Genomic DNA, 13,310 nt, shown 5'->3' on the forward strand with positions numbered 1-13,310 from the left:
TCAGGGCTCGGTCGGCCAGGACTTGGCGAGCAGCGCCCGAGTGTCGGGTAGCAACTGCGGCAGGACCTTGGTGTGCGCGATGGCGGGCATGAAGTTGGTGTCACCTTCCCAGCGCGGTACGACGTGCTGGTGCAGGTGGGCCGCGATCCCGGCGCCGGCGATCTGCCCTTGATTCATGCCGATGTTGAAGCCGTGCGCACCCGAGACCGTGCGGACCGCCTGCATCGCTTGACGCGTCAGCGTGGCGACGTCGGTGACCTCTTCGGCGGTCAGCTCGGTGTAGTCGGCCACGTGCCGGTAAGGCACGACCATGAGGTGACCGGGGTTGTACGGGTACAGGTTCAGCACCGCGTACGCCGCCTCACCCCGGTGCACGATCAGCGCCTCGGCGTCCGGCAACCCCGGCAGCCGGCAGAACGGGCACCCCGACCCGGCCTCCGAGCTGGTCGGCTTGTTCTCCCCCTCGATGTACGCCATCCGATGCGGCGTCCACAACCGCAGGAACTCGTCCGGCACCCCGACCCCGTCCCGCAGCACGACCTCGTCCGGCGCGTACGGCGAGTCAGGTACGTCGCTGGAGGACGGGTTGTCGGGGGTTCCCGTCATACTTGGACGCGCTTCTGGACTGCTTCGACGATCTCGGCGACCGCGTCGGCGATCGGTACGCCGTTCTTCTGCGTGCCGTCGCGATACCGGAACGACACCGACCCGGCGGCCATGTCGTCGTCACCGGCGATCAGCATGAACGGCACCTTGGACTTCTGCGCGTTCCGGATCTTCTTCTGCATCCGGTCGTCGGACGAGTCGACCTCGACCCGGATCCCGAGCGCCTTCAGCTGCGCGGCGACGTCGTACAGGTAGTCCACGTGGCCGTCGGTGATCGGGATGCCGATCACCTGGACCGGCGCCAGCCAGGGCGGGAAGGCGCCGGCGTAGTGCTCGGTCAGCACCGCGACGAACCGCTCGATCGACCCGAACAGCGCGCGGTGGATCATCACCGGCCGCTGCCGGGAGCCGTCCGGCGCGGTGTACTCCAACTCGAACCGCTCCGGCAGGTTGAAGTCCAGCTGGATCGTCGACATCTGCCAGGTCCGGCCGATCGCGTCCTTGGTCTGGACCGAGATCTTCGGGCCGTAGAACGCGGCGCCGCCCGGGTCCGGGACCAGCTCGAGACCGGAGCCCTCGGCAACTTCCCGCAGGGTCTCGGTGGCCTCGTCCCAGACCTCGTCGGAGCCGACGAACTTGTCCGGGTTCTTGGTGGAGAGCTCGAGGTAGAAGTCGTCCAGGCCATAGTCCGCGAGCAGGCCGAGAACGAACGTGAGCAGATCGCGCAGCTCGTCGCGCATCTGCTCGCGGGTGCAGTAGATGTGCGCGTCGTCCTGGGTGAAGCCGCGGGCGCGGGTCATGCCGTGCACGACGCCGGACTTCTCCAGCCGGTAGACGGTGCCGAACTCGAACAGCCGCAGCGGCAGCTCCCGGTAGGACCGGCCGCGGGCGGCGAAGATCAGGTTGTGCATCGGGCAGTTCATCGGCTTCAGGTAGTAGTCCTGGCCCTGCTTGCGGATCTGCCCGTCCGCGCCGCGCTCCTCGTCCAGGTGCATCGGCGGGTACATGCCGTCGGCGTACCAGTCCAGGTGACCCGAGGTCTCGAACAGCTGGGCCTTGGTGATGTGCGGTGAGTAGACGAACTCGTACCCGTCCTCGACGTGGCGCTGGCGGGAGTAGTCCTCCATCACCTTCCGCAGCACGCCGCCCTTCGGGTGGAACACCGCGAGGCCGGAGCCGATCTCGTCCGGGAAGCTGAACAGGTCGAGCTCACTGCCGAGCTTGCGGTGGTCGCGCTTGGCCGCCTCCTCCAGCCGGGTCAGGTACGCCTTCAGCTCGTCGCGGGACTCCCACGCCGTCCCGTAGATCCGCTGGAGCTGCGGGTTCCGCTCGCTCCCGCGCCAGTACGCCGCGGCCGTCCGCATCAGCTTGAAGTTGCCCAGGTAGCCCGTCGCGGGGACGTGCGGACCACGGCACAGGTCCTTCCAGGCGACCGAGTCGTCGCGCCGGACGTTGTCGTAGATGGTCAGCTCGCCGCCACCCACCTCGACGCTCGCCCCCTCGGCGGCGTCGGCCGCGGAACCCTTGATGCCGATCAGCTCGAGCTTGTAGGGCTCGCTCGCCAGCTCGGTCCGCGCGTCGTCGTCGGAGACCACGCGGCGGCTGAACCGCTGCCGCTCCTTGATGATCTGCTGCATCTTCTTCTCGAGCTTGCCCAGGTCCTCGGGCGTGAACGGCGTGGGCACGTCGAAGTCGTAGTAGAACCCGTTCTCCACCGGCGGGCCGATGCCGAGCTTCGCCTCCGGGAACAGGTCCTGCACGGCCTGCGCGAGCACGTGCGCGGTCGAGTGCCGGATGATCGCCCGGCCGTCCTCGGACGACGCCTTGACCGGCTCGATCTGGTCGCCGTCGGCGACCACCCGGGACAGGTCCCGCAGCTCGCCGTTGACGCGGGCGGCGATGGCGGAGCGGTCCTGACCGAAGATCCCGGCGAACAGCTCCCCGATCGTCGTCGTCTCGGTCACACTCCGCTCAGCCTCGCCCTCGACGCCGATCAGATGGACCTTGACTTCCGACACGTTCACTCCTCGGGTACGGCGACCAGCCGGTTTGCCGGTCAGCACAGATGGTATCCACTCCGGCGCCGCGCCCCGACGGCGTATCCACAGGCCTGCGGCACCTGACGAAAGTCGGGGGTCGGCCCAGCCGTTGGTCCGATGTGCCGGGGGTGCCCGGATTCCTAGGTTCTAGAGCGTGATCACCCTCGAAGGACTCACCAAGAGGTACGGCGCCACCCGTGCGGTGGACGCACTCGACCTGACCGTCTCCCCCGGCCGCGTCACCGGCGTACCGGCGGAGCGGGTGGGCGATCTGGCTCACGAGTTCGGCGTACGGCTGCACGAGCTGCACACCGAGCGGGCCTCGCTGGAGGAGGCGTACATGGAGCTCACCGCGGACAGCGTCCAGTACGGCGCGGCGGTGGCCTCGTGAGTGACCAGCTCCTGCACTTCGCCGACGAGCTGATGTCCTCGTGGTGGATCTACCTCGCGCTGTGGGGTTTCGCCGCGCTGGACGGCTTCTTCCCGGCCATCCCGAGCGAGACGCTGGTCGTCACCGCGGGCGTGTTCGCGGCAGCCAATGGTGAACCCAATCTGTACGCCGTGATCGTGGTCGCGGCGATCGGCGCGTTCGTCGGGGACCATGTGTCCTATGCGCTCGGCCGCGGCGCCGGTGGCCGGCTGCTCGATCGGATGAAGGCTGGTAGCAAACGGCATGCGGCTGTGCTCTGGGCCCGGCGAGCGTTGGCAGAGCGAGGCGGACTGGTCCTCGTGGTCGCCCGGTACGTCCCTGGCGGTCGCACGGCCGTCACTCTGACCATGGGGTCGGTGCGCTATCCCCTGCGGAAGTTCTCGGCGTACGCCGGACTGGCCGCGGCCAGCTGGGGTCTGTACTGCACCTTGGTGGGCTACATCGGCGGTAAGGCCTTCGAGGACAACCCACTGAAGGGCGTGATCCTCGGCATCGGCCTCGCCCTCACGGTGACGGTGATCGTCGAGGTCGTCCGGCACCGCCTGCGCAAACGGAAGCCTCAAGCTCAGGTAGAGCCTCAACTCCTAGAAGCATTCCTTCTGCTGCTGGTCATCCCACTGATGCTCAGCCAGAGCTCTCTGCGCCCGCTGATCTGGATTGGGGCACTCCTGCCGGGCGGTGCCGGCCAGAACTATCTGACCGGCACTACCGACCCGATCTCCCCCACTCTGAGCGTCATAGTGCTCGTCGCGTGGGCAGTCGGGGGTCTAGCGCTTGGCACCCGCGTGCTCAGCCGCCGCGACGCATGAGACCACCTCGTCGCACGCCGCGGCCAGCGAACGCGCCGCCGATGGACGCTGGTCCGCGAACCGCGGGATGAGGTCGGCCAGAGCGAGCTCGGCACTGATGAAGCGGAGGTTGTCGTCGGGGACTCCGTAGTTGGTGAAGTACGCCCGCAGATAGGGAAACTCGTAGTCCCAGCCCTCCCGGCGAGCTCCCGGACCGTAGGCACCGCCACGGCTACTGATCACGACCACTTCCGTGTCGCTGAGGACCCCGTCGCGGAAGGCACCGGGGAAGGTGATCCGGTCGATCCAAGCCTTCAGTGCGGCCGGAAGCGAGAAGTTGTACATCGGCGCACCGATCAGGATCGTCCGGCTCGACACCACCTCGTCGATCAGCGGCCTCGTCAGCGCCCAGGCGTTGGCCTCGGCGATGCTCTCGATCAGTGTGCCGACCAGCGTGAGCGGTACGACGCCCTGCCGCTCGGACCGCCGGCCGAGCCGACAGTACGCCGTGTCGATCGGCGGCACCGGGTCCACGGCGAGGTCGCGGTAGCGGTACCCGGCCGTGCCGTGAACAGCCTGCCAGCGGTCCGCGAACAGGCGGGACAGCCGCCGCGTCACCGACTCGTCGGAGCGATTGGCACTGGAATCCAGATGGAGCAACATGGTCACCTTCGTCGGGTCGTGGTCGTCAGACTGGGTGACGGACCGGAGCGGGAAAGGTGACCAGTGATCGGCGACGAACTGACCGAGGCGTTCGAAGCGGAGCGCGGCAAGCTCGAGGCGGTCGCCTACCGGCTGCTCGGCTCGCGGAGTGAGGCCGAGGACGCGGTGCAGGAGGCCTGGATCCGCCTCGATCGCGTCGACAGCGTCGAGAACCTCAGCGCCTGGCTCCGGACCGTGGTCACCCGGATCTGCCTCGATGTGCTGCGCGCACGCAAGGTTCGCCCGGAGGATCCCACCGGACCTGAGTTGCTCGAGCAGGCGCCCGCGACCTGGAGCACGCCGGAGGACGAGGCGCTGGTGGCCGACTCGGTCAGCCGGGCGCTGCTCGTCGTCCTGGACACGTTGGCGCCGGCCGAGCGGATCGCGTTCGTGCTGCACGACATGTTCGCCGTACCGTTTGCGCAGATCGCGCCGATCGTCGATCGGACCCCGGTCGCGACCAAGAAGCTCGCCAGCCGGGCTCGTCAGCGGGTCCAGGGCACCCCCGTCGTACCGGCGGCCGAGCTCGCCCGGCAGCGGCGCGTCGTGTCAGCCTTCCTCGACGCAGCCCGGGCCGGTGATCTCGCGGCCGTCCTGGATGTGCTGGACCCCGACGTCGTACGCCGGGTCGACGCAGCCGCCCTGGCACCTGGCATGGCCGCGGAGCTGCGGGGTGCGCGCGCCGTCGCCGAGGGCACGGTCGTCCTCGCGAGTCGCTCTCAGCTGGCCGAGGTGGCCCTCGTCGACGGCCAGGTCGGCCTGGTCCTGGCCCCGCACGGGCAGCTGTTCCTGGCCATCGTCTTCACCAGCGAGGCGGACCGGATCACGTCGTACGACGTCATCGCCGATCCGGACCGCCTCAGCCGGTTGAGCCTCGCCGTCCTCAGCGCGGAACGTTGAGGGCGATAGTGATCTGCTCCGACACCTTGGCCGCGAGCTCCAGGCCGGCGCGCCGGGTGGCCGGCTGCAGGGCCGAGTGGTCGAGCGGACCCTCGGCGGCGATGTGCATGTCGGTGGGGATGTCGATCACGGCCGCCGCGCGGGACTCGAAGTACGGGCGGAGCTGCTTCTCGACCTCCTTGTTCACGTCGCCGGGACCGTTGGAGACCGCAATCACCGCGCGGCGGATCAGCCGCTGCGCCTCCGGGCCCTGGTTGTCGAGCTCCTCGAGCATCTGCACCGCGGCCGCGCAGGACAGGCTCTTCCACTTGATCGGGATGACGAGGGCGTCGGCCGCCTTCATCGCCTCACGCCAGTTGCTGGAGCCCTCGTTGTTCCCGGTGTCGATCACGAGCACCTTGTAGAAGCGGCTCAGCAGCCGGTGGATCTGGTCGAAGTCCTTGGCCTCGATCTGTGCGTACGTCGTGGTGGCGGACGTGAGCACGTCGTACTGGCCGGCGACCTGGTGCCGCAGGTACGCCGCGACGTCGCCGAGCCGGGCGTCCGGCTGGGTCAGCATCTGCATCGCCTGGAGCATGTCCGTGACGGTGGACCGTGCGTTCGTGTCGTGCGTGCGCAGGTGCATGTTGCCGCGCAGCTCGTTGTTGTCCCACGCCACGACACCGCCGCCACGGGCCAGACCGAGCGCGCCGGCGAGCAGCAGCGTGGTCGGCGTCTTGCCCGAACCACCCTTGGGGTTCGCGACGACGATCGTCACCGGACGGCGGAACGCGGTCGCCGCGGTCGCCCGCGCGATCCGCTCCGACCGCTCGGAGCTGCCCGGACGCAGCTTCAGCACACTCCGTACGCCGCGCTCGGCCGGAGCCTCCCGCGGCAGCGGCAGGGCCTGCATCAACTCGTCGGTGCGGTAGGACACCTCGCGCTGCTGCGGTGCCTGCTGACCGGGGATGCCCTGCGGGAAGAAGTGCTGAGCGGCCGGAGACAGCTGCTGACCGCCTTGCGCCGGGCCACCGGCGGCAGGAGTGCCAGGAGCGCTGTAGCCGGAGCCTGAACCGTGGAATGACGCGCCGCCGAAGACTGGGCTGCTCGGGCCTGCGGTGGGCGTCGTACCGGGGTCAGCCTGAGCAGCTGTCCCGCTGGTCTCCTGGTCGTCCGCCGTACTGTCGCCGGCTTCCTCGAGCTCATCGGGCTCGGCCGCAGGCTGGGTCCACGAGGCGGCGGACTCGGCGACGGGCTGCGTCCAGGACGGGGTTGACTGCTGGGGCTCGGGCTGGGTCCACGGCGCAGGTTGGTCGGCGGGCCGGGACCACGAGTCGACCGGGTAGTCCGCCGACAAGGCATCCGGCTTCTCCTCGGTGGCGGGCTCGGGGTCGCCTTCCCGGTTCGGGTCCGGCTGGGTCCAGGAGGGGGTCGGTTGCCACATTCTCCGGACCTCGGCCGCCGCCGCTTCCCGGTCCTTGTGCTGTCCGGAGTTGTGCGAGTCGGTCACGACCTGGATCCCCGATTCTGTCAGTGGGGGCGGTGCCCCTGGAGGCTGCTGGTTCGATTCCGGAGGTGAGGTCTCCGGGAGAGGTCCACTATCCCATGACACGGTGTCCACGCAATGTCACGACCCGGAGCGTCGCTCGGCCGTTGACGACTCAAGATGTCACCAATCCCGCCTCGTAGGCGACGATGGCCGCCTGGACCCGGTTCTTCACCGCGAGACGCAGCAGGACGGCGCTGACATAGGCCTTTACGGTCCCTTCGACCAGGTAGAGCCGCGCCGCGATCTCGGCGTTCGACAGCCCGGCACCGACCAGGCTGAGGACCTCCAGCTCGCGGGGACTCAGGACGGCCACCTGCTCCTTGGCGGCTGCGGCCCGGGCCATCGCACCGCCGCCGGATCCGGCACCCAGCTCGGCGATCACCCGCTGGGCGACGCGCGGCGACAGGTACGCGGCGCCTTCCGCCACCGCCTTCAGGCCGGCGATCAGCTCCCGCGGGTCCCCGACTTCAACAGGAACCCGCTCGCGCCGTCGCCGAGCGCGCGGGCGATGTACGCGTCCTCAGAGAAGGTCGTGAGCATCACCACCGAGGTCTCGGGCACGGTCCGCCGGATCTCGGCACCGGCCGCCAGTCCGTCCATCCGCGGCATCCGGATGTCGAGTACGGCGACGTCCGGCCGATGCCGCCGTACCGCCTCGACCGCTGCCACGCCGTCGGCTGCCTCGGCAACCACCTCCATCGCGTCATCGGTGCCGAGGATCGCGCGGACGCCGGCCCGCACCATCGCCTCGTCGTCGGCCAGCAGCACCCGGATCATCCGGTCGCCTCCGGGGTCGGTGTGACGGAACCGCTCTGCACCAGGTGCTTGGCGACGAGCGCGCCGTCGGCGAAGCAGAGGCGATAGACATACGTGATGGAGAACGGGGCGTCCGGGCGGTAGTAGCGGCAACTCCAGCCGGCCGGTGGGTGGTAGCCCTCCCCCGGCGGGTCGATCATCTCCATCGCGGGCAGCACCCTCTCCACGTCGTCCTCGCGCTGGCCGATCGTCAGCGCGTCGTACTGCGCGGGCCGCAGGATCGAGCTGTAGCCGGCGACGAGGTAGTAGCCGAGGGCAACCACTCCGACGACGGCGCCGAGGATCAGCGGCGCGGCCACCACGGTGATCAGTCCGCGGCGGGCGGACCGTCGTACCGTGGCTCGTTCTTCCGCCGTGTCGGTCGGCTTCTCAGCTTCGGGGCGGCCGCCGGCGCGCGGCATCGTCGCGACCACCTCGAATCCACCACCGGGCCGGGGTGCTGCGGTCAGCGTCCCGCCGACCAGCCGCACGCGCTCCCGCAACCCGTCCAGGCCGCGACCGCTTGACGGCACTGCCTGCTGTGGCCGCGTTGCACCGGCGTCGACGATGCTTATCTGCACATTGTCCTCGTGGGAGGTCACGGACACGGTCACCGCAGCACCTGGCGCGTGCTTGTTCGCATTGGTCAACGATTCCTGGACGACGCGGTGGACTGCCCGGTCCACCATCGGTGAGAGCTCACCGGTGCCCTCTTCAACCAGTCGCACGTTGAGACCTGACGCAGCCGCACGGTCGACCAGTGCGGCCACGGTTTCGTCATGCGGCATGACGGGCGCATCCGCGTCCCGCAGTACGCCGACGATCTCGCCGAGTCGCTCGGTCGCGGTGGCCGCTGCCTCACGCAGCGATGTCGCGGCCCGCCGATGCTCCTCCGGCAGAGTGGGATCGAGCTCCAGCGCAGCGGCTCGCAGCGCGATCAGGCTCAGCTCGTGACCGACCGAATCGTGCATGTCCTCGGCGATCCGGGACCGTTCGCGCAAGCGCTCCTGCTCGATCGCCATCCGCTGCTCGCGTTCGATCCGCTCGGCCCGCTCCCAGCCGGCCGAGGCCAGCAGCGCCTGCTGTGCGCGGTACCGGCCGACCAGCCATGGCAGCACGACCAGCAACAAGGCCAGCAGGAGCATCACCAGCCAGGACAGGATCGACTCCGTGGCGCGGACCTGCCGTCTCATCACCAACGTCAGCGCGAGGCCCCCGAGCAGCGACCAGCTGCACACCATGACGAAGTGCTTCAGCTGCGTCTCGCGCCGGCCGGCCAGATAGCTCAACAGGCTGATCGCCGGGACCAGTGCGATCTGCACACCGTGCGTCGTACCGAGGGCGAAGATCAGAATGAGGATCTGCGCCCAGGCGACCACGGCCAGTGCGGCCAGCGGCCACCTGCGCCGACCGAACGCGGCCAGGAGCAGTACGCCGACGCACGATGCGCGCACCCAGTACGGATCACCGCGTGTGCCGCTCTCGGCGAGCACGAGGAAGCTCAGCGCGGCCCACAGGCCGACGTCCCCCAGGCGCCGCCACGTCATGCCGTAGACGCTACACAGTCGCTTGCATGTCGCCGTACTGCCGAAAGTCAGGTGTTGCTGTCGGCATCGACCAGCTCAAAGGGGACCATCGACAGGTTCGGCACCGGCTCCCCGCGCAGCTGGGCGAGCAGCAGGTCGACTGCGCGCCGGCCCATCTCCGCCTGGTTCTGCCGGACGTGCAGGTACGGCGGTCCGCCGATGGAGTCGCCTGGTGAGTCGAAACACGCGACCACTCCGTCGCCGCCCAGTGCGCGGTCGACCATCCGGGCCAAGTTGTACTCACAGGCGAAGTACGCCGTCACTTCCGGCAGCCGCTCCCGGAACGCGCGGATCACCTCCATGTCCGCCCGCACACTCTCAGTGGTCGTCGAACCGGGCAGAGTGCTGCGCAGGTCGGTCAGTTCGTATGCCTGTCCCCTGCCTTCGAACGCAGAGCGGAACCCCTCCAGCCTCTCCTCGATCGACGACGTGTTGACGGGCGGTGGGGAGAGGAAGGCGATGTGACGGTGTCCCTGGTCGAGCAGCCGCGACGTCAGCGCCCGCGCGGCCGCCACGTTGTCGGTGTGGACGGCCGCGACCGGGATCCCGGATAGATGCCGGTCGACGAGGACTACTGGGTAGCCGTCCAGCACCTGCCGGAGCAGGCTGGCGTTGTAGAAGTCGCCGTGGACCGGGAACACGATCAGGCCGTCCACACTCGCCACGAGCGAGTCCACGGCCTTCTCCTCGTCGGTCTGCCGCCCGTGGGTTCGCCGTACGACCAGATGGGCGCCGTACTCCGCGCAGCGCTCCTCGATGGCGTTCAGGAGATCCAGACCGTAGGCCTCCGACATGTCCGGCACGATGAGCGCGATCGAACGAGCCTCCTGCCGCGGACCCGGGCGGCCGCGCAGAGGCATCGTGATCCGGCTCAGATCGGGCAGGCGCCGTACGACGAACGTCCCCTTGCCGCGGATGCGTTCGACCAGGCCGGCCTCCCGCAGGACCTCGAGAGCGCGCTTCGACGTGATCCGGCTGACCTCGAACTGCGCTGCGAGCTCCATCTCGGACGGGACGCGGTCACCGGGCCTCAGTGCACCGCGCCGGAGCTGCTCCAGGACGTGGTTGCAGATCCGCTCGTACAGCAATGCCACGCCGCCACCTCACCTGTTGTCCGGTTGACATATCAAATCATCCCTCACTGTCGGTGGGCGGTGGCAGCGTGACTGTCATGCGAATCGACGGGAAACGCGCAGTGGTCACCGGAGGTGCGGTCGGGATCGGCCGCGCCATCGCCCTGCGCCTGGCCGCGGCCGGCGCAGAGGTGGTGGTGGCCGATATCGACGTCGCGGGCGGTAGTCGCACGTGTGAGCTGATCAGCTCATCGGCGCGGTTCGTGCAGGTCGACATGCGCGACGACGCGGCGGTGACCGACCTGATGGCATGTCAACCGCAGATCCTGGTCAACAACGCCGGCGGCGGGGCCGCTCTTCCGGTGGCTGAACGTGGCCCTGAGTTGGTCCCACTCGAGGTCCTGACCGACGCCGTTGTGCGCTTCGTCGAAGACGAGTCTCTGGCCGGTCGGGTGGTGCTGCTGGATCGCGGTGCGGAGCCACGCTTTCTCGAGTGACATCGATGCCGGAAAAAGTCTGGAGGAGTTCCGGATCAGATCCTGGTGACGGGACCCGATGGGCTGACAACATTCCGGCATGACCCGCCCAGCAATGCCTGCCTTCGCAGCTCGTCCCGTGGTCGCGGTCGCGGTCGCCGTCGGGCTCGTGCTGACGGCGCTGTCCGGGCGGTACGGGTTCCACCGCGACGAGCTGTACTTCATGGTTGCCGGGCGCCGGCTGAGTTGGGGGTACGTCGATCAGCCGCCGCTCACGCCCTTGCTGGCGCGGCTCTCGACCTCGGTGTTCGGGGACACCGTGATGGGTCTTCGGGTGCTGTCGACGGTGAGCAGCGTGATCACGATCATCGTGGTGGCGCTGATCGCCCGTGAGTTCGGCAGCGATCGGCGTGGGCAGGTGCTGGCGGCGGTGTGTGCGGCCGTGTCCGGGTTCGTCCTCGGCGTCGGGCATCTCGTGTCGACGGCGACGTACGACCTGCTGGCGTGGATGCTGATCGGACTGTTCGCGGTCAAGCTGCTGCGGACCCGCGACGGGCGGTGGTGGCTCGCGCTCGGGCTGACGGTCGGGATCGCCTTGGAGAACAAGTACCTCGTCGTTCTCCCGGTCGGCGCGTTGCTGGTCGCGTTGCTGATCGTCGGTCCGCGAGAGGTGCTGCGGTCGTGGTGGCTGCTGGCCGGCGTCGCGCTGGCCGGGCTTGCCGCTCTGCCCAACGTGGTGTGGCAGTTCCAGCACGACTGGCCACAGCTCACCGTCGCGGGCGGGATCAGCGAGGACGACGGCACCGAGAACCGGATCATGTTCATCCCGCTGCAGATTCTGCAACTGTCGCCGTTCCTGGTGCCGATCTGGGTGGCCGGGTTCGTGCGGCTGTGGCGGACTCCGTGGGCCCGGTCCATCGCGTTGGCGTACCCGCTGCTGTGTGTCGTCGTACTGGCGGTCGGCGGGAAGTCGTACTACGCGCTGCCATTGCTGCTCGTCCTGGTGGCGGCCGGGAGCGAGCCGGCGCTGGGCTGGATCGACCGCCACAGGCCGCTTGCGGTGGTTGGGCTCGTGCTCACCGCTTTGACGTCCGCACTGTTCACTTTGCCGGTGCTTCCGGCGTCGGCGGTGGACTTCGTCATCCCGGTGAACAAGGAGCAAGGCGAGCAGATCGGCTGGCCTTCGATGGCGGCAGCCGTCGCGACGGCGTGGGAGCGAATCCCAGCGGACCAACGGTCGTCGGCCACGATCTTCGCCGGCAACTACGGCGAGGCCGGGGCGTTGCTCCGCTATGGGCCCGCACATGGGCTGCCATCGGCGTACTCGGGACACATGAGCTTCGCCGACTGGGGCCGCCCGCCGGACAGCAACACCGGGCCGGTTCTGCTCGTCGAGATCGAGCGGACGCCGTCGTTCGAGGCGAACTTCACGGACTGCTCGCAGGTGGGCACGATCGACAACCTCGTCTCGAACGACGAGGACGGCACCGCGCTCGTGCTGTGCTCGGCGCCGACCGAGCCGTGGTCCACGCTGTGGCCGAAGCTGAGGAGGTACTACTGACGCACGTACGGTTGGACGATGCGCCCTCTGGTCGACCTCCCGGCGGGCTCCATCGCCCTCCGGGACGACCGCCTCGGTACTCGCTGGCAGGTCTCGCTGGCCGCGTTCCGGCTCGGCCGCTACCCGGTCGTCGGGGCGGACGACGTACCGCTCACCGGCATCAGCTGGTACGACGCGGTTGCCTTGTGCAACAAGTTGTCCGCTGAGGACGGTCTGCCCGCCGCGTATGTGATCGACGGGGAGGAGGTCGCGTGGTCGTCGAGCTCGCCCGGATACCGCCTGCCGACGGAGGCCGAATGGCAGTACGCGTGCACCGCGGGTGTGCCCGCGTACCGCTACGGGCCTGTCGACGACATCGCCTGGTATGCAGGCAACTCCGACGGTCACCCACATCGTGTCGGGCTCAAAACGCCGAACAACTGGGGTCTGCACGACATGCTCGGCAACGTCTGGGAGTGGTGCTGGGACCTCTACGACCCGGCGACGTACGGCGCGTACCGCATCTTCCGCGGCGCCGGCTTCGACGACCCGGAACGCTCAGTCGGTTCCACCGTCCGGCGCCGCTCCCACCCAACCTTCGCCATCGAGGACCTCGGCCTACGCATCGCCCAATCAATCACACTCTGAGCGGCGACCATCCGTGGGTCACCCGTGCCCTCATCTCGGCCAGCGCCTTCGGCCCGCTTCGCTGTACTCAAGACGCACTCACCCTCGACGGAGTCCCGCCCGCACCCGCGCTTCCACGATCCGGCGCCACCCTCGATCTCGTCCCCAGCCCGGCGCAGCAGCCGCAATCAACCCCAGGCCGGCCGATGGCCGCGTACCA

General features: G+C 69.0%; 14 protein-coding genes. 6 read left to right on the top strand and 8 right to left on the bottom strand.

Annotated elements, in window-relative coordinates:
- The gene (locus OG555_RS37575) at positions 1-606 is read right to left on the bottom strand and encodes an HIT family protein (RefSeq protein ID WP_329477995.1); all 606 of its coding nucleotides are present in this window, start codon (positions 604-606) and stop codon (positions 1-3) included.
- A complete protein-coding gene (gene thrS, locus OG555_RS37580; protein WP_329477997.1) occupies positions 603-2,624 on the bottom strand; it encodes a threonine--tRNA ligase in 2,022 nt (673 codons plus the stop codon). Before thrS ends, OG555_RS37575 begins: the two co-directional genes overlap by 4 nt.
- Before the next feature lie 175 nt (positions 2,625-2,799).
- Between thrS and OG555_RS37585 the strand changes: the two genes are divergently transcribed.
- Entirely contained in the window at positions 2,800-3,036 is a 237-nt protein-coding gene (locus OG555_RS37585) for a hypothetical protein (RefSeq protein WP_329477999.1), read from the top strand.
- Complete coding sequence (locus tag OG555_RS37590; RefSeq protein ID WP_329478001.1) at positions 3,033-3,884, top strand: DedA family protein; 852 nt, start codon at positions 3,033-3,035, stop codon at positions 3,882-3,884. Before OG555_RS37585 ends, OG555_RS37590 begins: the two co-directional genes overlap by 4 nt.
- Here OG555_RS37590 and OG555_RS37595 read toward each other — a convergent pair.
- Positions 3,843-4,526 carry an FMN-dependent NADH-azoreductase gene (locus tag OG555_RS37595; RefSeq protein ID WP_329478003.1) on the bottom strand — a complete coding sequence of 228 codons (684 nt, stop codon included), beginning with the start codon at positions 4,524-4,526 and terminating at the stop codon, positions 3,843-3,845. The genes OG555_RS37590 and OG555_RS37595 overlap by 42 nt on opposite strands.
- Before the next feature lie 63 nt (positions 4,527-4,589).
- Between OG555_RS37595 and OG555_RS37600 the strand changes: the two genes are divergently transcribed.
- Positions 4,590-5,465, top strand: coding sequence for a sigma-70 family RNA polymerase sigma factor (locus OG555_RS37600; protein WP_329478005.1), 876 nt, complete (start codon positions 4,590-4,592; stop codon positions 5,463-5,465).
- Here OG555_RS37600 and OG555_RS37605 read toward each other — a convergent pair.
- The 5 genes from OG555_RS37605 to OG555_RS37620 form a co-directional block, all read right to left on the bottom strand.
- A complete protein-coding gene (locus OG555_RS37605) occupies positions 5,449-6,954 on the bottom strand; it encodes an AAA family ATPase (protein WP_329478007.1) in 1,506 nt (501 codons plus the stop codon). The two genes, OG555_RS37600 and OG555_RS37605, sit on opposite strands and share 17 nt — an antisense overlap.
- 151 nt (positions 6,955-7,105) lie before the next feature.
- Complete coding sequence (locus OG555_RS43055; RefSeq protein WP_442914465.1) at positions 7,106-7,420, bottom strand: response regulator transcription factor; 315 nt, start codon at positions 7,418-7,420, stop codon at positions 7,106-7,108.
- 17 nt (positions 7,421-7,437) lie between these two features.
- The gene (locus OG555_RS43060; protein ID WP_442914466.1) at positions 7,438-7,770 is read right to left on the bottom strand and encodes a response regulator; all 333 of its coding nucleotides are present in this window, start codon (positions 7,768-7,770) and stop codon (positions 7,438-7,440) included.
- Positions 7,767-9,335 carry a sensor histidine kinase gene (locus OG555_RS37615; RefSeq protein ID WP_329478009.1) on the bottom strand — a complete coding sequence of 523 codons (1,569 nt, stop codon included), beginning with the start codon at positions 9,333-9,335 and terminating at the stop codon, positions 7,767-7,769. The genes OG555_RS43060 and OG555_RS37615 overlap by 4 nt, the downstream gene beginning before the upstream one ends.
- Before the next feature lie 47 nt (positions 9,336-9,382).
- Complete coding sequence (locus OG555_RS37620; protein WP_329478011.1) at positions 9,383-10,468, bottom strand: GntR family transcriptional regulator; 1,086 nt, start codon at positions 10,466-10,468, stop codon at positions 9,383-9,385.
- Between the two features lie 77 nt (positions 10,469-10,545).
- On the opposite strand from OG555_RS37620, the gene OG555_RS37625 reads away from it, so the two are divergent.
- The 3 genes from OG555_RS37625 to OG555_RS37635 all read left to right on the top strand — a co-directional run bounded on the left by OG555_RS37625 (position 10,546) and on the right by OG555_RS37635 (position 13,111).
- On the top strand, positions 10,546-10,944 hold the full coding sequence (locus OG555_RS37625) for an SDR family NAD(P)-dependent oxidoreductase (RefSeq protein ID WP_329478013.1): 399 nt from the start codon (positions 10,546-10,548) through the stop codon (positions 10,942-10,944).
- Between the two features lie 79 nt (positions 10,945-11,023).
- Positions 11,024-12,484 carry an ArnT family glycosyltransferase gene (locus OG555_RS37630; RefSeq protein ID WP_329478015.1) on the top strand — a complete coding sequence of 487 codons (1,461 nt, stop codon included), beginning with the start codon at positions 11,024-11,026 and terminating at the stop codon, positions 12,482-12,484.
- Positions 12,485-12,502: 18 nt separating this feature from the next.
- Positions 12,503-13,111, top strand: coding sequence for a formylglycine-generating enzyme family protein (locus OG555_RS37635; protein WP_329478017.1), 609 nt, complete (start codon positions 12,503-12,505; stop codon positions 13,109-13,111).
- Positions 13,112-13,310 lie beyond the last annotated feature (199 nt).

It is taken from the genome of Kribbella sp. NBC_01484, assembly GCF_036227145.1.
Classification (GTDB): Bacteria; Actinomycetota; Actinomycetes; order Propionibacteriales; family Kribbellaceae; genus Kribbella.